At 61.1% G+C, this 20,862-nt stretch carries 19 protein-coding genes; 9 read left to right on the top strand and 10 right to left on the bottom strand.

All coding sequences use genetic code 11. The features are described 5' to 3' along the window. Positions 1-132: 132 nt before the first annotated feature. On the top strand, positions 133-3,897 hold the full coding sequence (locus IEV40_RS03285) for a coiled-coil domain-containing protein (protein WP_188419513.1): 3,765 nt from the start codon (positions 133-135) through the stop codon (positions 3,895-3,897). 82 nt (positions 3,898-3,979) lie between these two features. Here the strand turns inward: IEV40_RS03285 and IEV40_RS03280 are convergent, their stop codons facing one another. From IEV40_RS03280 to rarD, 10 genes are all read right to left on the bottom strand, one after another. Then, positions 3,980-4,156, bottom strand: a complete 177-nt coding sequence (locus tag IEV40_RS03280; protein WP_188419512.1) for a hypothetical protein — start codon at positions 4,154-4,156, stop codon at positions 3,980-3,982. A gap of 312 nt (positions 4,157-4,468) precedes the next feature. Then, complete coding sequence (gene cysW, locus IEV40_RS03275) at positions 4,469-5,329, bottom strand: sulfate ABC transporter permease subunit CysW (protein WP_188419511.1); 861 nt, start codon at positions 5,327-5,329, stop codon at positions 4,469-4,471. A gap of 10 nt (positions 5,330-5,339) precedes the next feature. Next, on the bottom strand, positions 5,340-6,176 hold the full coding sequence (gene cysT / locus IEV40_RS03270; protein WP_188419510.1) for a sulfate ABC transporter permease subunit CysT: 837 nt from the start codon (positions 6,174-6,176) through the stop codon (positions 5,340-5,342). A gap of 157 nt (positions 6,177-6,333) precedes the next feature. After that, positions 6,334-7,341 (bottom strand): thiosulfate ABC transporter substrate-binding protein CysP, encoded by a 1,008-nt coding sequence (gene cysP, locus IEV40_RS03265; RefSeq protein WP_188419509.1) that lies wholly within the window; start codon positions 7,339-7,341, stop codon positions 6,334-6,336. A gap of 247 nt (positions 7,342-7,588) precedes the next feature. Beyond that, the gene (sodB, locus tag IEV40_RS03260) at positions 7,589-8,167 is read right to left on the bottom strand and encodes a superoxide dismutase [Fe] (RefSeq protein WP_188419508.1); all 579 of its coding nucleotides are present in this window, start codon (positions 8,165-8,167) and stop codon (positions 7,589-7,591) included. Between the two features lie 140 nt (positions 8,168-8,307). Beyond that, the gene (gene xseA, locus IEV40_RS03255) at positions 8,308-9,654 is read right to left on the bottom strand and encodes an exodeoxyribonuclease VII large subunit (protein WP_188419507.1); all 1,347 of its coding nucleotides are present in this window, start codon (positions 9,652-9,654) and stop codon (positions 8,308-8,310) included. Between the two features lie 113 nt (positions 9,655-9,767). Further along, positions 9,768-11,804: a TonB-dependent receptor plug domain-containing protein gene (locus IEV40_RS03250; RefSeq protein WP_188419506.1), complete on the bottom strand. Its 2,037-nt coding sequence runs from the start codon at positions 11,802-11,804 to the stop codon at positions 9,768-9,770. A 142-nt stretch (positions 11,805-11,946) separates the two neighbouring features. Further along, complete coding sequence (locus IEV40_RS03245; protein ID WP_188419505.1) at positions 11,947-12,450, bottom strand: hypothetical protein; 504 nt, start codon at positions 12,448-12,450, stop codon at positions 11,947-11,949. A 37-nt stretch (positions 12,451-12,487) separates the two neighbouring features. Next, positions 12,488-13,309 carry a hypothetical protein gene (locus IEV40_RS03240; protein WP_188419504.1) on the bottom strand — a complete coding sequence of 274 codons (822 nt, stop codon included), beginning with the start codon at positions 13,307-13,309 and terminating at the stop codon, positions 12,488-12,490. Between the two features lie 121 nt (positions 13,310-13,430). Continuing rightward, positions 13,431-14,318 (bottom strand): EamA family transporter RarD, encoded by an 888-nt coding sequence (gene rarD, locus IEV40_RS03235; RefSeq protein WP_188419503.1) that lies wholly within the window; start codon positions 14,316-14,318, stop codon positions 13,431-13,433. 12 nt (positions 14,319-14,330) lie between these two features. Here rarD and IEV40_RS03230 point away from each other — a divergent pair, with 12 nt between their 5' ends. The 8 genes from IEV40_RS03230 to adk all read left to right on the top strand — a co-directional run bounded on the left by IEV40_RS03230 (position 14,331) and on the right by adk (position 20,707). Beyond that, positions 14,331-14,525, top strand: a complete 195-nt coding sequence (locus IEV40_RS03230) for a hypothetical protein (protein WP_188419502.1) — start codon at positions 14,331-14,333, stop codon at positions 14,523-14,525. Positions 14,526-14,800: 275 nt separating this feature from the next. Further along, positions 14,801-16,426: an AAA family ATPase gene (locus IEV40_RS03225; RefSeq protein WP_188419501.1), complete on the top strand. Its 1,626-nt coding sequence runs from the start codon at positions 14,801-14,803 to the stop codon at positions 16,424-16,426. Positions 16,427-16,747: 321 nt separating this feature from the next. Beyond that, complete coding sequence (locus IEV40_RS03220; RefSeq protein ID WP_188419500.1) at positions 16,748-17,359, top strand: MotA/TolQ/ExbB proton channel family protein; 612 nt, start codon at positions 16,748-16,750, stop codon at positions 17,357-17,359. 12 nt (positions 17,360-17,371) lie between these two features. Further along, positions 17,372-17,800, top strand: a complete 429-nt coding sequence (locus IEV40_RS03215) for an ExbD/TolR family protein (RefSeq protein ID WP_188419499.1) — start codon at positions 17,372-17,374, stop codon at positions 17,798-17,800. Between the two features lie 56 nt (positions 17,801-17,856). Continuing rightward, a complete protein-coding gene (lpxK, locus tag IEV40_RS03210) occupies positions 17,857-18,918 on the top strand; it encodes a tetraacyldisaccharide 4'-kinase (RefSeq protein ID WP_188419498.1) in 1,062 nt (353 codons plus the stop codon). Continuing rightward, positions 18,899-19,081 carry a Trm112 family protein gene (locus tag IEV40_RS03205; RefSeq protein ID WP_188419497.1) on the top strand — a complete coding sequence of 61 codons (183 nt, stop codon included), beginning with the start codon at positions 18,899-18,901 and terminating at the stop codon, positions 19,079-19,081. Before lpxK ends, IEV40_RS03205 begins: the two co-directional genes overlap by 20 nt. A gap of 54 nt (positions 19,082-19,135) precedes the next feature. Beyond that, the gene (kdsB, locus tag IEV40_RS03200) at positions 19,136-19,888 is read left to right on the top strand and encodes a 3-deoxy-manno-octulosonate cytidylyltransferase (protein ID WP_188419496.1); all 753 of its coding nucleotides are present in this window, start codon (positions 19,136-19,138) and stop codon (positions 19,886-19,888) included. Between the two features lie 162 nt (positions 19,889-20,050). Continuing rightward, a complete protein-coding gene (adk, locus tag IEV40_RS03195) occupies positions 20,051-20,707 on the top strand; it encodes an adenylate kinase (RefSeq protein WP_188419495.1) in 657 nt (218 codons plus the stop codon). Positions 20,708-20,862: the final 155 nt, after the last annotated feature.

Below are 20,862 nucleotides of genomic sequence, written 5' to 3'. Positions count from 1 at the left end.
CATATTGCCGAAATGGCTCGGCTTTTCCCCTCTTTTCCAAGTCTGGTTTGACGATCCGCCCCCGATAATGCCTATCAGGAAGAAGTCCGGTCTGCATGCGATGGACCGGAGCGGAACAGTCAACCAGGAGCCATGATGGCAACGAACGAGGCGCAGCGCAAAACCTTATCCCTGCAAGGTGCAGGAGCGGAAAACGACGACTTCATCGACAGCGTGCTGCACGCGCCGCGCAATGGCGGACGTGTCGGCGGCATGGACCTGAAAGCGATCCGCGAAGCGATTGCGCGCGTCGAAGCCGAAGCCAAGGCCACCGTCAATGCGGAAAACCGCGCTGCCGCCGAGGCACAGGCACGTTCGCTGGCCGAGGAGCGCGCGCAGGCGGATGCCGCTGCTGCTGCCGAAGCCCAGCGCAACGCGCGTGCGGCAGAAGATGCAATCGCCGCCAGCCGTTCCCGTCTCGAAGCAGAACGCGAAGCGCGCACGGCCAGCGAAGCGCGTGCTCAGGCCGTCAACAAGGAAATCGCCGAACTGCGCGCCCGTGCCGAAACCGATGCGCATCTGAGTCGCATCGCCAGCGAACGCGCGCAGGCCGAAGAGCAGGCGCGCAAACTGGCCGCCGAACAGATCGATCAGGAGCGCGAACTCGAGGCACGTGCCCGCGATACCGAAGCGCGATTGAACGAACGCATTGCCATCACCGAACGCGCCACGCGCGCAGCTGAAGAAGAAGCGACGCAGCGCGGCCATCTGGAAGCACAGGTTGCCCGCATGGCGCGCGAACTGGAACGCCGTGAGAAGGAAGCGCAGGAGACCAGCAAGCTGCTGTTGAGCGCCAAGCGCGATGCGATGCTGTTGGCTCAGCAGCGCGAAGAAGCCGAAGGCAAGGCATTGAGTCTCATGCTCAGCCGCGTGCCGGCAGAAGTGCGCGCGCGTGAAGAAGCGCAGGAGCGCGCCGCAATCGAAACCGAACAGCAACGCATCGCTGAAGCGCGCATCGAATCCGAACAGCGTGCGCTGGCCGCCGTGCAGCAGCGCCTGCAGGCCGAAGCCGAGATGCGCGCGACTGCCGAACGCCGTGAACATGTGGAGCAGATGGCTGCTGTCGCCGCGCAATCGCGCCGCGAAGCAGACGAACGTGTGCGTGTCGCTACCGAGGCACGCATCCAAGTCGAAAAGCAGTTGCAGGATGCCGCCGTCGCACGTGTGGAAGCGGAACATCAGGCGGAAGAACAGGCGCGTGCACGCGTCATCGTGGAAGCGCGCGCCGCGGAAGAGGCGCAGCGCCGCGAAGCGGCCGAGCAGCAGGCGCTCGCTGCTGCCCACGTGCGTGCGGAAGAAGAGGAGCGTGCGCGTGCACTGGCCGAACAGCGCCTGCATGCCGAACGTGCCGCTGCCGATATGGAAGCAGGCCGCGCCGTGTCGGAAAAACTGGCGCTGGACAAGGCAGCCGAATATCTGGCGCTGCAGCAGCAACTGGCCGATGCCGCCGGACAGAAGGCGCAACATGCGCTGGCACTGGCCGATGCCGAACATGCGCGCATCCTGGCCGAACAGCAGGCGATGCAGGCATTGCACGAAAAAATTCGCGCCGAAGACGCATTGGCTGCCACGGCAGCGGCACGCGTCGAAACCGAGAAGGAACAGGCTGCGCTGCTGCGGATGAAGGACGAAGCCGAACAGAAGGCCTTGGCTGCACAGCAGGGCGAACGCGAAGCCGCGCGCGTGACGTTGGAACAGACGATGGCGCAGGCCGATCTGAAGAGCGCCGCCGCCGAAGCCGCCGTCGCCAAGGCGAAAGAAGCCGTTGCGCTGGCAAAAGTTCAGGCGCAGCGCCTGCAGGATGAACAGGCCGCATTGGCGCTGATGCAGAAAAAGCTGGCGGCCGAGCGCCGCCATGTCGCTGCCGTGCAGCAGGAAATGGAAAGCCATCGCGTCCGCATTGCGCAGGAAGAAAAAGCGCGTGCCGAAGCCGAAGCGCGTGCGCGTGCCAACGACGAACAAGCTGCTTTGCTGGCAGAACAGGGAAAAGCCGATCGCGAACTGCGCGCCGCCTGCGAAGCAGAGCAGGTCGCGCAGCAGCATATTCTGGCGCAGGCGAAAGCCAAGACCGAATTGCAACGCAAGACCACGCACGTCTCGCTGACGAAAGTGCGCCGCATGATCGATCTGACGCGCGCCGAGCGCGAGCGTGTCGAGGCGGAAGAAATGGCCGTGCAGGCCGTCGAGGAAAAATGCCGTATCGAAGCCGCGGCGAAAGACGAAGCCGAAACACGCACGCAAGCCGAACTGCAGCAGATGGAATTGCTGCGCGAACGCGAACTGGCGGAACGCAAGATACGTGAAGCGACCGAAGTCGAATGCAATGCCATGCGTGTGCAGCTCGAACAGACGCGCGTGCAGGCGGAATTGCAGCAGGCTGCTGCAACGGCAGCGGAACAGCGCGCCACCGAAGCAGTGGCACTGGCGCAGGCCGAACGCGCACGCAGTGATGCGGAGCAGCAGGCACTGCAGGCCGTACGAAACAAGTTCGCGATGGAGCAGTTGCTGCATGCGGAAACGACTGCACGCCAGCAGATCGAACAGAAACAGGCCGAACTGCTGCAAGCGCGCACGGAAAACGAACGTACCTTGCATGCGGCGGCGGTGACCATCGTTGAGGCCGAGAAGCAGCAACTGGAAGAACTGACGCAGCAAGTGAAACTGCAATGCGCGACGGCGGAAATTGCCGAAGCCAAGGCACGTCGCGCCATCGAACTGGCACAGAAGGAACGTGCGCGCGCGCAACTCGAACAGCGTGCGATGGATGCCATCGAGCAGAAACTGATCGCCGAACAGCAGCGCGCCGATGCCGCCGAGATCATGCTGCTTGCCACGCAGGAAAAGCTGGCAGCCGAACAGGCCGCGCTAGAAGCGACCGAAGCGCGTGTGCGTGCCGAACAGGAACAGGCTGCGATCATGCGCAGCCGCGAACGTGCACAGCAGGCATTGTGCGATGCGGCCGCCGCCGCGATTGCCGCCGAACAGGAGACGCTGAAGCAGGAAGCAGCACAGGCCGAGGCACAACGCATCGCAACCGAAGCGGTTGCGCGCCAGGCTCAGCAGGCGACACAGCTGGCGCAGGCCGAAGCGCAGCGCGCGGAAGCCGAGCAACAGAGGCTGGCAATGCTGGAAGAGCAGCTCGAAGCAGAGCAGCAGCGCGCCGAAGCGAACGAAATCGCCATGTATGCGTCGCAGGAAAAACTGTTGGCCGAGCAGCAGGCACGCACGGAAGCCGAACTGGCCGCGATCGCGGAAATGGAAGCGGCGGAGCTGGCGCGTCAGATCGCGGCTGCCGAAGCCGAAATGCGTGCAGCGCAGGAAGCGAAGACGGCAACGGAACGTCAGGCTGCGGAGCTGGCGCAGCAGCATGCGCGCGCTGCTGCAATGGCGCTGGAATTGTCGCAATCGGATCGCGATCGGCTGGAGCGCGAACGCATCGAGGCGCAGAAGCTGGCCGATGAACTGATCACGCGCATCGGCGAACGCGGTGCGCAGCACGAGGCATGGCAATCGCGTGCGACTGCGGTGCTGGCTGAAGCGCCTGTCGCGATGCCGTCACGCAAGCCGTCGGCTGGTCGAGCCTTTGCCGCACTGGCTGCAGGCCTTGCGCTGCTGGTCGGCGTGGCCGGATGGAATGCACAGGATGCGGCAGTGCCGGCACAGTCGCAAAAAATGCAGGCGACGCAAAAGAACGCTGCGGAAGGAAATGTGCAGCCGGCTACACCGTCCCGCCTGCAGATGTCGTACGAACTCGCTGTACGGCCGGCAGAAGTCGAGGCTGCAGATGCAGCACAGAAGACGGCGGATATTACGGTGGCGGATGCGGGCGCTGCAATGCGTGCGGGGCAGCCAAGATAGAACGGACGGAGGAGAAGCAAAAAAAAGCGCGGTCATTGACCGCGCTTTTTATTTGTCGGAGCAACAAGCTCCGCGGCACGTCTTACTGGAACGAGCCGGTTTTAGTCGTGCTGAAAGGAACGACGGTGATGTGGCTGGGCAGCGCATCTTCTGCATCGGCGTCGGCGACGATATCGCGTTCTTCCACCGGGATATCTTCCCGTTCGTCATCCTGGCTGGCGTACAGCGGAGAAGCGAGGTCGTCCTGATTTTTGTACATATCGATTCCTTTCTCGAAATGGAAATCGGTGTGCAGACTGCAAAGCTGCCGCTGTCACACGTCAATCCCGGACAAACAATTTTCTGCGCGACTGTCGAGTTGCGAGAATAGAGGAGCCTTCGTTCGATGGCGATCGGTCATTTCCTCGGGTTGGTGTAGGAAAAGGCCGACAAATTGTGCGAACCCTGAAGTTCGACTGCTGTGGCTGGGGGCGTACGCCCTTACCGGCAGTGACCGAAGTCTAACATCATTCCGCCGGAAAACGCGACGGAAAAATCTGATAAAAAAGGCGGTGCCAGTATGACAAGAAGATCAGGCTGCGCGTATATCGGCCGGTTCGCTCTCGCGTCTTTCCTGGCGCCATTCCATCAACGTCTTCAGCACCAGCGTGATGAGCGCCATGCAGGCCAGCAGCGCGGCCGCAGTGAAGGCGGCCGCGGTCTTGTAATCGTTGTTCAGCTGCTCGACCAGCAGCGGCAGTGTCAGCGTCTGGTTCATGATGGTGCCGGAGACGACTGCCACCGCGCCGAACTCGCCGACTGCGCGCGCATTGGTGATGACGGCGCCGTACAGTAGTGCCCATTTGATGTTGGGTAGCGTCACGTGCCAGAAAATTTTCCAGCCGCCGGCACCCAGCGACAGCGCGGCGATTTCTTCCTCGGTGCCCTGTTTCTGCATCAGCGGCATCAGGATGCGCGCGATGTAGGGCGCGGTGACGAATACGGTGACCATGATGATGCCGGGCCATGCAAACATCAGCTGGATGTCTTCCGCATACAGCCATTTGCCGATCGTGCCTTCCAGGCCGTAGACCACCAGATAGCAGAAGCCGGCGACCACCGGCGACGTCGCATAAGGAATTTCGACCAGCGTGATCAGCAGCCGGCGGCCGAAGAAATCGTAGCGGGTGACGCACCACGCAAGCAGGATGCCGAACACGAGATTGATTGGTACCGTCATTACTGCAGTCAGCAGCGTCAGTTTCAGTGCATGCTGCATGAAGTCTTCACTGAGGTTGGCGCGCAGCAGTTCGACGCCGCCTTGCAGCGCCTGCGTGAAAATCAGGATCAGCGGCATGGCCAGCAGCATGATCGCCAGCGCGATGCCGGTGGCGATCAGCAGCCACTGATGGAGTTCGACCGGACGTTTCGCCTTGCGTGTCGTTTGTGCCATCCCGCGCTCCTTACGATTTGTTGAACAGCTTGCCCTGCGCCAGTTGCAGCAGGAACAGCAGCGTCAGCGACGCGAGCAGAACGACCGAAGCGATGGCGGCGGCGGCAGGGTAGTTGTATTCCTGCAGGCGCACGAACAGCATCAGCGACGTGACTTCGGTTTCGTACGGAATGTTGCCGGCGATCATGATGACGGCACCGAATTCGCCCAGGCTGCGGATGAAGGCCTGCGACGAACCGGCAATCAATGCCGGCAGCAGCGTCGGCAGGATCACGCGCGAGAAGATCTGCCATTTGTTCGCACCCAGCATCAGCGCGGCTTCTTCCAGCTCGGCATCCATGTCTTCCAGCACCGGCTGCACCGAACGCACGATGAACGGGATGCTGGTGAAGATCATCGCCACCACGATGCCGGGGAAGGCATACGAAATCTTCCAGCCAAAAAGCTCGAACCATTGGCCGAGCCAGCCGCTGGGAATGAACAGCGCCGACAGCGTGATGCCGGCTACCGAGGTCGGCAGCGCGAACGGCAGGTCGACCAGCGAATCGAGCAGGCGGCGTCCCGGGAAGTTGTAGCGCGTGATGATCCACGCCCACAGGAAACCGATCATCGTCACGATGACGGTTGAATAGAAGGCGCCGGCGATCGTGACCTTGTAGCTCTGGATCATGCGCGCATCGCTGATGGCGAACCAGTACTGCGACCACGTCATGCCGCTGATGTAGATCAGCAGTGCGGAGATCGGCAGCAGGATGACGAGGCTGATGTACAGCGTCGAAACGCCGAAGCTGAGCGAGAAGCCCGGCAAGACTGGCGTGCTGCGGAAAAAGCGGAGCGGTGAAGTCACGATAGGGTGCGGGTTTCAGAAACGGCCGCGCAGCGCCGCGAACGGTCTTGCGCCAAAACAAACGACCATCCGATCAGGATGGTCGTGTGAACGAGCGGCATTGTAAACCACCGTGGAACGTACTGCCAGAAAGGCAGCGCCGTTTATCAGTGGTCAATCAGTGGCGTTTTGCCAGCAACTGATCGAGCACGCCGCCGCTGCTGAAGTGGGTCGCCTGGATGTCGTCCCACGAACCCAGCACTTTGGTCGGATCGATCAGGCGCACCTTCGGATACTTGTCGGCCACGACCTTGGCGACGTCCGGATGGTTGACGCGGTAGTTGAACGTCGTCAGCAGCAACTGGATTTCGCGCGAGTATTCGTAGTTCAGGTAGGCAGTGGCGACCTTGCGGGTGCCTTTTTCATCGACCACCTTGTCGACCACGGCAACCGGGAATTCAGCCAGCACGGAAACCGGCGGCACCACGATTTCATAACCGCCGGCCTTGAATTCGTCGCTCTTGGCGATGTTGATCACTTCCGATTCGAAGGTCAGCAGCGCATCGCCCTGATTGTTCTGCGCAAAGGCCACCGTCGCGCCGCGGCCACCGGTCGGGAAGTTCACGACATTGTGCAGCAGCTTGCCGACGAATTCCTTGGTCTTGGCTTCGTCGCCCTTGTACTTCTCGTTCGCATACAGCCATGCGGCCAGATAGGTGTAGCGTGCGTTGCCGGAAGTCTTCGGATTCGGGAACACGACCTTCACGTCGCTGCGCACCACATCGTCCCAGGTATGGATGTTCTTCGGATTACCCTTGCGCACCAGGAAGGCGATCGTGCTGTAGTACGGCGAACTGTTGTTCGGGAAGGCTTTCTGCCAGTCCTTGCGCACCAGGCCGCGCTTGGCCAGGATGTCGATGTCGGTGACCTGGTTGAAGGTGACGACGTCGACCTTCTTGCCCTGCATGATGTCCTGTGCCTGGCGCGAGGTGCCGGCAAACGACTGGTCGATCTTCAGATCCTGGCCGGTTTCCTTTTTCCAGTAGGCCTGGAATTTCGGGTTGATCGCAGCGAAGGTTTCGCGGGCGACGTCGAACGATGCGTTCAGCAACGGTTTTTCCTGTGCCTGTGCAACACCGGACAGCAAAGCCGCGGTAGCGGCCAGCAGGACGATTTTCTTGAACATTTGTTCACTCCATGTGTGTGGAAGCGGTACTGCCTGTCCGCTTTTTATTGTCTTGACGCAAGTTGATGCGAAGCGAACCGACTATAACAAAGTTCCTTATGCGCTCAAACGATAACTTTTGTATTTGATCATGCGAAAAAGGAATATAGAAATTCAGTCGTCAAGTCGCTCTGCAAATACGCGTTGCCAAAACAAAAAGCCCTTGCCGGTAAGGCAAGGGCTTTTGCGAGTCGTGCGGGGGCGAGAATTACGCCAGGTTTTTCGACGCGAAATCCCAGTTCACTAGCGCCCAGAACGCTTCCAGATATTTCGGACGGGCGTTGCGATAGTCGATGTAGTAAGCGTGTTCCCAGACGTCGCAGGTCAGCAGCGGCTTGTCGCCGGTCGTCAGCGGGGTGGCAGCGTTCGACGTGTTGACGATGTCGAGCGAACCGTCGGCCTTCTTCACCAGCCAGGTCCAGCCGGAACCGAAGTTGCCGACGCAGGATTTGGTGAACTCTTCCTTGAACTTGTCGAAGGAACCCCATTTTGCATTGATCGCATCGGCGATCGCACCGGTTGCAGCGCCGCCGCCGTTTGGCTTCAGGCCGTTCCAGTAGAAGGTGTGGTTCCAGACTTGTGCCGAATTGTTGAAGATGCCGCCGGAAGATTTCTTGACGATGTCTTCGAGCGACAGGTTCTCGAATTCGGTACCTTTGATCAGGTTGTTCAGATTCGTCACATAGGTCTGATGATGCTTGCCATAGTGGAATTCAAGCGTCTCTTTCGAGATATGGGGAGCAAGCGCATCCAACGCATAGGGCAGTGCCGGCAGGGTATGTTCCATGGTCGTCCTTTGTGGAGGTTGAAAGTAAAACTGCAACGATTGTTGTTTTTGAAAGGGCCTTATTGTAAAGCGGTTATGCCATGCCTGCATACCCGGCAGGGAATTTCCTGTAGACATGCGGGTTGGTCGTGCCAGATTGCTCAGTCGCCGCCCAATGGCTGCTGCACGCTGGCGATGCCGATCTGCGCGGTGCCGTCGGCCAGCCGCAGCGTGACATGCTTGTGCGGTTGCAATTGCCGTGGCGTGCGCACGACCTGGCCTTTTTCGTCGGTGACGATCGCATAGCCGCGTTCCAGCGTGCGTTGCGGATTCAGCATTTCCAGTTGTGCGCTCAAGGCGGACAGATGCCGCTGCCGGCGATCCAGATGCGCGCTCACGCAGCTCGTCAGATGACGTGCATGGGCGGCGATGCGGATGCGCGGTGCGCGCGTATCCGGTAGTTGGGCCTGCCAGCGTTGGCGCAATTGCGCGAGCGCAAAGCGTGCCGTGTCCAGCGGCATGCGATGGGCATGATGCAGCCGCGCCTGCAGGTTCTGCAGCTTGACGCGCTCATGCGCAATATAGGCCGACGGGCTGATCAGGCGGCGCGACAGCCAGTCCAGCGTCTGCGAGGTGTCGGAGATGCGCTTGCGCAGGGCATACTGCAGGTCGTCGGCATGGCCTTCCAGTTGCGCTAGCCAGTCGGCGCGCGGCAGTGCGGCGAGCTCGGCCGCAGCCGTGGGCGTCGGCGCGCGCAGGTCGGCGGCAAAATCGGCGATGGTGAAATCGGTCTCGTGGCCGACACCGACGATGACGGGAATATCGCAGCCGACGATGGTGCGCGCCACGATTTCATGATTGAACGACCACAGGTCCTCGATGCTGCCGCCGCCGCGGCATACCAGCAGCACGTCGCATTCGTTGCGTGCCGAAGCGGTGGCGATGGCCTGGGCGATCTTCGAAGCAGCGCCTTCGCCTTGCACCGGCGTCGGATACAGGACGACGCGGACATGCGGTGCGCGGCGGCGCAGCGTGGTCAGCACATCGCGCAGCGCTGCGGCTTGCGGGCTGGTGACGATGCCGATGGTGCGGACGAAATCCGGCAAGGGACGTTTGCGCGCGGCGTCGAACAGCCCTTCGGCGGCGAGCTTTTCCTTCAGCTGCAAAAAGGCTTCGTACAGATTGCCGACGCCGGCGCGGCGGATCGCCTCGACGTTCAACTGGTAATCGCCGCGCGGCGCATACAGCGTGACGAGCGCGCGCACCTCGACGCGATCGCCTTCGCGCGGCGTGAAGTCCGCATATTGCGCGCGGCCGCGGAACATCACGGCGCGTACCTGCGCCGCATCGTCCTTCAGCGTGAAATACCAGTGGCCGGAAGCGGCGCGCGTGAAATTCGAAATCTCGCCGCCGATCCACGTCAGCGGAAAGCTGCGTTCCAGCATGCGGGCGACCGCCTGATTCAGGGCGGAAACGGTAAGAACGGAAGGGGAGGCGGATTCGGTCATGGCATCGGGCAATCATCGCGCCGCTGTGGCGCGAAGCCAGATGGTAAAGCAAAAACCGGCGTAAAAACGGGCGAAGCAAGCCTTGCCCGTTTTCATGCCGTGATGAAACGCGGTCAGAACCGTTGATTGACGCCGATGTACGCGTAGCGGCCTTCCTGCGGAAATCCGTAGCTGGCCGCATAGACGCGGTCGAACAGATTGTCGACGCCGATGTACAGTTGCGTCTTCGTTCCCGGCAGCGTGTAGGCGAGGCGGCTGTTGAGCAGCACATAGGACGGCAGCTGATCCGACTGCACTGTCGTGCCGCGCGAATAGTAATCCTGCTTGCCGACATACAGCAGATCGGCCGACAGCAGCGTGCGTTCGTCGATGTGCCATTGCGCATCCAGCGTCAGGCGATGGCGCGGCAGGTATTGCAGTGTGCGCGCATTGCCTGTTTCGCCGGATTGATCCTTGCCGACCAGATAGGTGTAACCGGCACCGTATTGCACCGGACCGGTTACCGAACGCAGTTGCAGTTCGAGGCCGGTATTGCGATAGCGATCGTGATTCTGCTGGCGGCCATCGGCATCGGACTGGATGAAGTTGCGGATCGCCGAACGGAACAGCGTGGCATCGACGGTCGTATTTGCCGACGCTTTCCACGACGTACCCAGTTCGGCGGTGGTCGTTTCTTCCATTTTCAGATTCGGATTGCCACGTGCGCTGTCATACAGTTGCGCAATGCCTGGTGCACGCGCCTTGCGCGACAGTCCGGCTTTCACGCGCCATGCGGAATCCATGTCCCAGTAGCCGCTGATACCGCCGATCGGTGCAGATTGGTCGGCACCGTCGTCGCGACGCTGTGCGATCCAGCCGGCACCGATGACAAGACCGGTGGCAGCCGTCGTGCGGTAATCGAATTCGCCGGTGACGGAATCGACATGGACGCTGTTGTCGGTATCCAGCGCACGAATGCCGTAGCTGGCACCTGCGCCGCCACCGCCGCCACCGCCACCACCACCGCCACCACCACCGCCACCACCGCCACCGCCACCACCACCGGCGATGGCGACGTCGCGAATGCGGCCGTTTTCGCTGTAACTGTCGCGGCGCGTGTCGAGCGCGACGCTGAAGGTCATCCGTTCGTTGAGGATGTGTTCGAGCTGGACGTGATAGCCGAGGCTTTCGCTGTTGGAGGTCTTGTCGAAGCCGCCATTGATTTTCGTGTTTTGCAGCAGCGCCATGTCTGCGCCGTCGAAGCGGAGTTCATCCTGTTGCAGCGCATTGCCGTAGATCCAGCCGTGCAGGCGTGTGCTGTCGTTGATCGCCCAGTCGGCGGACAGCTGTGCCGACGTCTGCTCGATGTCTTCGGTGCGTTCATAGCGCGGTTGCTGTGCGAACGGATCGCTGGCGTCGAACGTGCCTGGCGGTTTTCCCTGATCGCCACGGCCCGCATTGAAGCCGAAGCCGAGTTGCAGATCGCGATTGACGCGATAGCTGAAATTGCCGGCGACGTTGGCATCGTTGAAATCGCTGTTGACGCGCTTGTCGGACGATTGCAGCGCCGTATGGTCGTAGCCGGACGGCAGGCGGAAGTCGCCATGCTCCAGATAGTCGGCGGCGATGAACCAGTCGAGACGGTCGTCACTGCCGCCGATGCTGCTGCTGACGGCGCGCGTGCTGTTGGTGCCGACGCGTACATCGACATTGCCGGATGCCGGGCCGGCGCCGCGTCGCGTTATGACGTTGATGATGCCTGCCGTGCCGCCTTCGCCGTACAGCACCGAAGCGGTGCCGGTACGCACGACGATTTCCTGGATCTGCGCGACCGGAATCATGCTGGGGTTGAACTGGCCGTCGGCATTGGAATTGACCGGCACGCCGTTTACAAGCAGTTTGATCTGCCGCGTGCGCTGTCCGCGCATGTCGATGCGCGGCACGCCTTCGCCGCCGTTGCGCACGTTCAGTCCGGGTACGATCGTCAGTGCTTCATCGAGCGTGCGGGCGCCGCGCGCGGCGATGTCGTCGGCGCTGATGCGCCAGACGGTGGTGCTGTTGTCGGAGACGCTGGTCGCCGATTGATCGACGACTTCGATCTGCCCCAGCGTGTACGGTTGTGTGTCCGCCCATGCAGCGTGGCATAACGGAATGGCAAGGCTGCCGAGCAAGAGCGATCGGCGGGAAAGACGGTGTTTCACGATGGTTGAGAAGAGTGGAGAAAATCGGAAGGCAAAAAAACGCCGGCATCGAAATGCCGGCAAAAGGACGTGAGTAAGTCGATCGTTCTGGTTGGTCGTGGTGCGTGGCGTTTCAGTGCCGTCCAGGTTTGCGCGACAGGAACACCAGCAGGCCGATCGTCGCACCGGCGGCTCCGAACAAGGCGTGCGTGGCAAGCGGATAGGCGAGGCCGTTGACCAGTGAGTGGAACGGCAGCGTGCCGGCAACCAGCGACATCCATGTATTGCGCAGCAATGGTGCCGTCATGTGAATCAATGCCCCGGCGATCGGAATCCACGCAAAGAACACGATGCGCAGGCGCGGACGAAACAGCAATGCATCGGCAAGGCAGCCTTGCAGCAGGAGGGTAAGCGCCAACGCCATCTGGCCGTGGCCGCTGCCAACGCAGATTGTCGTGAGGGCCGCACCGATACCCGTGACCATGCCGGCAACGGGCCGCGCCGAGGTCAGTCGCGCCAGCACAAGAATCGCCAGCCACTCGATGCCGTGATGGCCGGGCATGCGCAGCGGTAGACGAAATGCTTCGCGCAGCAAGGCAGCCGCGATGCCTGCGGCGAGCAACAGCAGCAAAGCCACCGGCAGCGGGGAGGTCGCGCTGCGCGAGCCGGGCCAGTCAAAAGTGCTGGCGGATGTGGTTTTTGGAGGCAGAGCGCCATCCGCTGAAAATCGGTTCATCGGTTTTCTCCACAAGCAGGGTCGGATGTTCGTTGACGAAGACCGCGCGCGGCCATTCGCCGAGATCGACGATGTCATCATGCGGAATCGCGTTGCCGTCGATCGTTTGCACGGCGATGCCGGTCAGCTGTTGCAGCGTGGCGGCGCTGTGCCGTTCGCACGACATGCTGCGCAGCCGTTTGATCCACAGGAAGCGGCCGTCACGGCCGCTGGCGTTCAGCCCGGTCGCGGCCAGGGCGCCGATCACGCCGCCGCCGGTGCCGGTCAGCCCGGCCATGTCGATGCCGTGCCGCGCGGCGAGTGCGCGTGCATCGTTCTGTTCCAGTACCGAGACCTTGGCGGCCGCGCCGAAATCGCGCATTTCCTGCGGCAACGCATCGCGGCGAACCAGCACCGTGCCGGCGTCGGAGCCTTCGGCACTTTCCTTCAGCAGGTAATCGCAGGTGTAGTCGAATACTGCGCGCCGGTCTTTGATCGCGGCGAGTACCAGGCAAGCGGAACTGTTGTGCGAGGTGTAGGGAATGCGCGGATCGACCAGCAACTGATGGCGCGTGATCGCCTTGACGTCGGCCAGGCCGTGTTCACCGAGGCGCAACGCCAGCTGGCGCGCCAGAAAGCCGGTGCCGCGCGAGGTCAGGTTGTCCGTGTCGTCGATCGCCAGCAGCCAGTCGTGCGGTGACGGCGACTGCCAGGGAGCGCCAATGGCGTCGAGCGCCCGCCACTGGGTCTCGTTCACCGGATCGCGGCCGAATTGCTGCATGACGCGGATTTCCTGAGTTGCAAAAGTTCGTTATGTTATACAAATACATAACGATGGGCAAGAACAGGCAATTTCCTGATTGAAGAGCAAATGAGGAGCAAAAGAAAAGGGAAAGGAAGCGTCAGTCTTCGCTGCGACGCGGCAGGCGCAGTGAGCGAAGACCGTCTGCCGCCAGTAATGCGACGGCCAGCCAGATCGGGATGTACGTCAGCCATTCGCTGCCGCGTATCGTTTCGCCGAGCAGCAGCGCGACGAAGACGAGCAGCACCGGCTCGACGTAACCGAGCAGGCCGAACAGGCTGAGCGGCAGCATCTGGCTCGACAGCATGTAGAACACCAGCGCCGTCGAACTCAGTACACCGAGCAGCGGGATCAGCAGCAGCAAGGCGCGGTGCGATTCCAGTGCTTCCATGCCGACGCTGCCGGTCACGATGAAGTACAGTCCGGCCGGCAGCAGCAGCGCCATGTCGAACCACAGGCCGCCCAGATGGTTGGCATCCATGCGGCGGCGGATGACGAAATAGAACGGATAGCCGAGCGCGACCGCCAGCGTTTCCCACGACAGGCTGCCGACCTGGATGAATGCATTGGCGACGCCGATCGCGGCGCAGGCCGCCGCCACGTTCTGCAGGCGCGACAGCCGTTCGCGATAGAGCAGCCGGCCGGTCAGCAGCATCGTCAGCGGCAGCAGGAAATAGCCGAGCGACACATGCAGCGCGCGGCCGTGCAGCGGCGCCCACATGAACAGCCACAGTTGCAGGCCAAGGAAAGCGGAAGTGGCCAACGCACCGATGATGATGCGCGGATCGCGGCACATGCGTTGCGCTAGGCCAATGACCAGTTGCTGCTTGCCGCTCCACCAGATGAAGGCGCTCAGGCAGGGAAAGGTCAGCAGTGTGCGCCAGCCGAAGATCTGTTCGCCGTCCATCGGAGCCAGCAGCGTCGAATAAAAGTACAGCACGGCGAACAACACCGACCCGATGATTGAAAAAAGGACACCTCTGGACACGCAAACTCCCTGATGATCGACGACCGCCCGTCAGGCCGGCGGCATGGGCTTTTCCGCAAAGCGGGGTTTTCTCCCTCGGAAAAGCGGCTCTTCGGCAGCATTGGAAAAGCATGTCCGTATTTGCGCGAATCGATGTCCGTAATTGCGCGCATGTGCGTCTGCGAGACGCCGGACCTGCCTTTCCTCGTACTGCGTATTGCATTATGATGGTCTCGCGATGAAGCAGGAACCTCTCTTCAGCGATGAAACGGAAGCAAGACAGCGATGAGAGGTGGCAGGAATCGTCCGCAGGGCGGCATTCCGGTCTTGGCAGCGACAAGGTACGGCTTCCCAGGATGGAAGCCGTTTTCTTTTGCCCTTCCTGCAACAGCCATCGCATGCGACAGGAAAGCGGCGTGAATTGAAATACGGCTGTCCGCCTGCATCTGATAATTATTCCCACAATCCCGATGCCGCTAGGCGCGCACGATACTGGAGTTGTAATGGATTTTGAAATACCGGAATCGCTGGTCAACGTATTGTTGGAGATGGTCGAATCCGACACGCCGCTGGCGAAGCGTCTTTCCGAACATGGCGTCTGCCATGGCCGGATGATCGTTTCCAGCAAGCTGTTCGACGCCAAGTCGCTCAATACGCTGTACAACCTCAGCAAGTCGCATGAAGACCGCGCGCTGATGTTCCAGATGCTGGCGCTGGACAACATCTACAACGCACCGCAGGCGCGCACGATTCCCGATCTGGAAAAACTGGTGCCGGGCCTGGCCGCCTATCTGGCGCGCGATGTCATCGACGGCTGGCTGTACCGCCGCAACAAGGACGGCGTGATGCTGCCGTGGCTGGTGCATCGGTTGCGTTACGTGGTGCCTGATCAAGGTGCGCCTTATGTCGTCGTCGACCTGCTGGCCAACACGATGCAGGCTGCCACGCGCGAAGAAGCGTCCGACATGCGCATGCGCCGCGCCGGCATGACCAATGCGATCGTCATCAACCGCCACGACATCGTCAACCGCACGATTCCGGAGCTGCTGAGCGAGTTCGGCTACTTCAAGGAATGCAAGGAATTCAAGCAGGAATACGAAAAGCAGGCCAAGCGTTTCCTGGTGTATCAGCGCCAGTTCGGCAAGCAGTTCATTGCATCCAATGCGGCATTCATCGTCGATGACAAGGGCCGTCCCACGATGCTGCCGCTGAAGAACGGCGTCGCCGCCCGCTGCGTGAACGATGAGGAAATCCTCGACCGCCGCTTCGAGATGATGACGGATGCCGAATTCTGGCGCGATGCCGGTTACGAGACGGCGTTCGACCGCATTCCGCTGCATTGCTATCTGCACCTGTTCCATCTGGAGCTGCACCACAATGTCTGGGTGCACGTGCAGAACATCACGGCCTACGAATACAAGCCGGAACTGCGCGATAAACTGATCCTGCCCGATCATCACCGCGATCTGATCGATATCCTGACAGCCGACATGAGCTCGTTGATGGAAGATATCGTCGAAGGCAAGTCCGGCGGCACGACGATTCTGTGCAAGGGCGCACCGGGCCTGGGCAAGACGCTGACGGCAGAAGTCTATTCGGAAGTCGTCGGCAAGCCGTTGTACCGCGTGCATTCCGGGCAGCTCGGCATTACGGCGGCTTCGGTCGAGCAGAACCTGTCGTCCATCCTGCGCCGTGCCGCACGCTGGGATGCGATCCTGCTGCTGGACGAAGCTGACGTCTACATTCGTTGCCGCGACAACGATCTGCAGCACAACGCGATCGTCGCCGAGTTCCTGCGCACGCTGGAATACTTCAAGGGCCTGCTGTTCATGACGACGAACCGCATCGAGGACGTGGACGATGCGATTCTGTCGCGCTGCATCGCGACGATCCAGTACGAACTGCCACCCAAGGAAGATGCGATGCGCCTGTGGAAATCGCTGTCCACGCAATTCCACGCCGATCTGTCGGACGAACTGATTGACAAGCTCAGCGACGTCTATGCGAAATGCAGCGGCCGCGACATCAAGGAACTGTTGAAGCTGACGTCGAAATACTGCAAGCGCAAGCAGATTCCGTTCTCCGAGGAAGCCTTCCGCCAGTGCGCGGTGTTCCGCGGTATCAAGTAACGCAGGAATCCGGCTTCCAGGCACGCCGCCGTTGCGCCTTGCGTCACGGCGGCTTTTTTATTTATGTTTCCTGGTTCTGCCCGCAGATCGATGCACCGCCTGTTTTGCAGGCAGAATAAAAAACTGCTTTGAAATCAAATGCTTCGATCTTTACTCATTGGTTGCGCACAATGTTATCCACAGAAACTGTGCACAACCGCCGACAGCTGCGCACATGAAGAAAACGTCAAGGCAGCGCTACTTGCTCTCGTTGCGCCAAACCGTTACATTCTCCATCCGTAACGTTTACAACTCTTCCCCGAATCGACCAAGGAGCCCGTTTTGCTCTCCATCATTCATGCGGCTGGCTGGCCGATCTGGCTGCTGCTGATTTCCTCCATCATTGCCCTGACGTTGATCATCGAACGTTCGCTGTATTTGCGCCGCCGCCGCATCCTGCCGCCGACGCTGCTCGATGAGGTGATTCGTGTCTATCACAACGGCAAGATCGACACCAATGTGATTGCTACGCTGGAACAGAACTCGCCGCTGGGTCGCGTGCTGGCCGCCGGCCTGCGCAACGTCAATGCACCGCGCGACGTGATGAAGGAATCGATCGAGGAAGCCGGGCAGGGTACCGCGCACGAACTGGAGCGCTTCCTGACGACGCTCGGTACGATCGCTTCGCTGGCGCCGCTGATGGGCCTGTTCGGCACTGTGGTCGGCATGATCGAGATCTTCGGTTCGCAGAACGCCAGCGGCACCGGTTCCAATCCGGCGCAACTGGCGCACGGCATTTCGATCGCGCTGTACAACACCGGTTTTGGCCTGGCGATCGCGATGCCGTCGCTGGTGTTCTACCGTCACTTTCGTGCCCTGGTCGATAGCTTCGTGGTCGACATGGAGCAGCAGGCAGTCAAGTTCGTCGACATCGTGCACGGCGCGCGCCGGTAAACGGAGAAGACGATGAATTTCCGCAGAGGCCAGGGACGCGAGGAACCGGAGATCAACCTGATCGCCTTCATCGACGTGCTGATGGTGATCCTGATCTTCCTGATGGTGACGACCACCTACAGCAAGTTCACCGCGCTGCAGATCACGCTGCCGACCGCCGATGCCGAGAAGGCGATGGAGCGACCGCTGGAGATCAACGTCGGCGTCGATGCGCAAGGTCATTATTCGATCAACAATGCGCGCGTCGCCGTGCAGAATCCCGATGCGCTGGCGGCCGAGCTGACGGCTGCGGCCAATGCTTCCGGCAAGACGAATCCCGATCCGGTGGTCATCATCGCCGCCGACGCGACGGCGGCGCACCAGACGGTGATCAATGTGCTGGAAGCGGCGCGCATCGCCGGTTATGCGAAGGTGACCTTCGCCGCACAAAGCAAGAAGTAGACATCGATCGAACGGCCGCTGCGGCGGCCTTTTTTATTGGACTGAACGAATCCGCCTTGGCCCTGCAGCGCTCCACCCTCGAAGATTTTTTCGCACGCACCTGGAAACGGCGCGGCGCGGCGGCGTGGCTGTTGCTGCCTCTGTCGTGGCTGTTTGGCGCATTGTCGGCGCTGCGCCGTTTCGCCTTTCGCTTCGGTCTTGCAAAAACGCATCGCCTGCCGGTACCGGTGATCGTCGTCGGCAACATCTTCGTCGGCGGCACGGGCAAGACGCCGCTGACGATCTGGCTGGCGCAGTCGCTGCGCGAAGCAGGCTTTCATCCGGGTGTGGTGTCGCGCGGTTACGGTGCGGATAGCGATGCGCCGCGTGCAGTCACGCCGCAGTCGCAGGCACAGGAAGTCGGTGACGAACCGCTGCTGATCGCGCACCGCGCGCAATGCCCGGTTTATGTCGGGCGCGACCGCGTGGCGGCGGCGCAGATGATGCTGGCGGCGCATCCGGAAATCGACGTCGTGATTGCGGACGACGGCCTGCAGCATTACCAGCTGGCGCGCGATATCGAGATCGTGTTGTTCGACAGCCGCGGCGTCGGCAACGGCTGGCTGCTGCCGGCCGGTCCGCTACGCGAACCGGCGACGCGCCGTCGCGATTTCACCGTCGTCAACGGTTCTCACGAAGAAACGGAAATCATGCCGGGTGCGATCCGCATGCGTCTGGCCGGGCTGCTTGCCGAACATCTGGTTTCGTCAGGCGATTCGTCTGGAGATATGCCGCGTGCGCTGCGCTCGTTTGCGCCAACGGTCAGCGGTTATTCGCCGGCGCGCATCGTGGCGGCGGCCGGCATCGGCAATCCGCGACGCTTCTTTACGTTGCTGCGCGAGGCCGGCGTGCAGTTCGACGAAATGGCGCTGCCCGATCATTACGATTTTGCCGACAATCCGTTCGCTGACGTAGCGGCGGACGTCATCCTGATCACGGAGAAGGATGCAGTAAAATGTCGGCAAATCGATGCATTGAAAAACGATCCGCGCCTGTGGGTCGTACCCGTGACGGCGCAATTCGACCGCGCCTTCGCCGAACATATTGTGGAGAAACTCCGTGGACACTCGACTGCTTGATATTCTGGTTTGCCCGATCTGCAAAGGTCCGCTCGAGCACGACAGGAAGGCGCAGGAACTGATCTGCAACGCCGACAAGCTGGCCTATCCGATTCGCGACGGCATTCCGATCATGTGGGCCGACCAGGCGCGCGACCTGCAGGCTGCGCCGTCGTCGAACTGATGCGCAACTGACGCAGCTGTCTCGCTTGCCCCGTTTGCCTTTTCGGAAGTCTGCATGTCCTTTACCGTCATCATTCCTGCCCGTCTCGCTTCCACTCGCCTGCCGAACAAGCCGCTCGCCGATCTGGGCGGCAAGCCGATGATCGTGCGCGTCGCGCAACGCGCAGCGCAGTCCGGTGCACAGCAAGTGGTTGTCGCCACCGACCATGCCGATATCTACGACGCTTGCCGCCGCAACGACATCGCCGTGCAGATGACGCGTGCCGATCATCCTTCCGGCACCGACCGCATCGCCGAAGTGGCCGCAACGCTGGGTTTGCCTGACGATGCGGTGGTGGTCAATGTGCAGGGCGACGAGCCGCTGATCGATCCGTCGCTGATTGCGGCAACGGCGGCACTGGTGGCTCGCGATGTGCCGATGGCGACTGCCGCGCATGCGATTCACGATGCGGCCGATGTCTTCAATCCGAACGTGGTGAAGGTCGTGCTCGACAAGAATCATCGCGCGCTGTATTTCTCTCGCGCAACAATTCCATGGCATCGCGATGGATTCGCACAAGGCAAGGACGCCTTGCCGAAAAATTATGCACCGTTGCGCCACATCGGCCTGTACGCATTCCGCAATGGCTTCCTGCAGGATTACCCGGAACTGCCGGTATCGCCGCTGGAACAGATCGAGGCGCTCGAGCAGTTGCGCGTGCTGTGGCACGGTTTTCCGATTGCGGTGCATGTCACCGAACATGCGCCGGCAGCCGGCGTGGATACGCCGGAAGACCTGGAACGGGTGCGCCGCCATTTCCATCCATGATGCGCCGCATCAAAGCCGAAACGGGGATTTGTGGTCATTTTGTGGTAAGTTTCGGGCTCTGCTCATAAGCCAAATCCGACAATTCACGATTGTCACCGCGGCGCCGATCCAACGTGCGCCCTTCGGTCAATAGCATTTCAATTCGTTTTTTAGGGAAATTTCATGCGCCTCATCCTCCTCGGAGCGCCTGGTGCCGGTAAAGGCACGCAAGCTGGTTTCATCAAGGAAAAATTCAACATTCCGCAAATCTCGACGGGCGACATGCTGCGCGCCGCCGTCAAGGCTGGCACGCCGCTCGGCCTTGCCGCCAAGAAAATCATGGACGAAGGCGGCCTGGTGTCGGACGACATCATCATCGGTCTGGTCAAGGATCGCCTGAAGCAGCCCGACTGCGCGCACGGCTATCTGTTCGACGGTTTTCCGCGCACGATTCCGCAGGCCGACGCAATGAAGGAAGCCGGCGTCGCGATCGACTATGTACTCGAGATCGACGTGCCGGATGCGGCCATCATCGAACGCATGAGCGGCCGTCGCGTGCATCCGGCATCGGGTCGTACGTATCACGTGAAGTTCAATCCGCCGAAGGCAGAAGGACGCGATGACGCTACCGGTGAAGAGCTGATCCAGCGCGACGACGACAAGGAAGAAACGGTCAAGAAGCGCCTCGCTGTCTATCACGATCAGACCGAAGTACTGGTCGACTACTACAACAAGTGGGCCGCATCGGGACAGCCCGGTGCGCCGAAGTACCGGAAGATTGCCGGTGTCGGACCTGTGGATCAAATTCGCGACAGCGCCTTCGCTGCGCTGCAAGGCTAAAGAGCAAAACAAGCGGACCATGTGTCCGCTTTTTTCTTGCCTGCTTGTTTGAACCTGCATATCGATATAGCATCAAATCAGCCAGCCCTGGCACGTACGACACAATAAAAAGGGCGACGGAAGTCTTGCAGTACGCAGCACGGCGGACGCCCTTG

This window comes from Oxalicibacterium solurbis (assembly GCF_014635845.1).
GTDB classification, from domain to species: Bacteria; Pseudomonadota; Gammaproteobacteria; order Burkholderiales; family Burkholderiaceae_D; genus Oxalicibacterium; species Oxalicibacterium solurbis.
The sequence above is the reverse complement of the archived record's forward strand: the minus strand, read 5'-3'. Positions and strand labels throughout refer to the sequence as shown.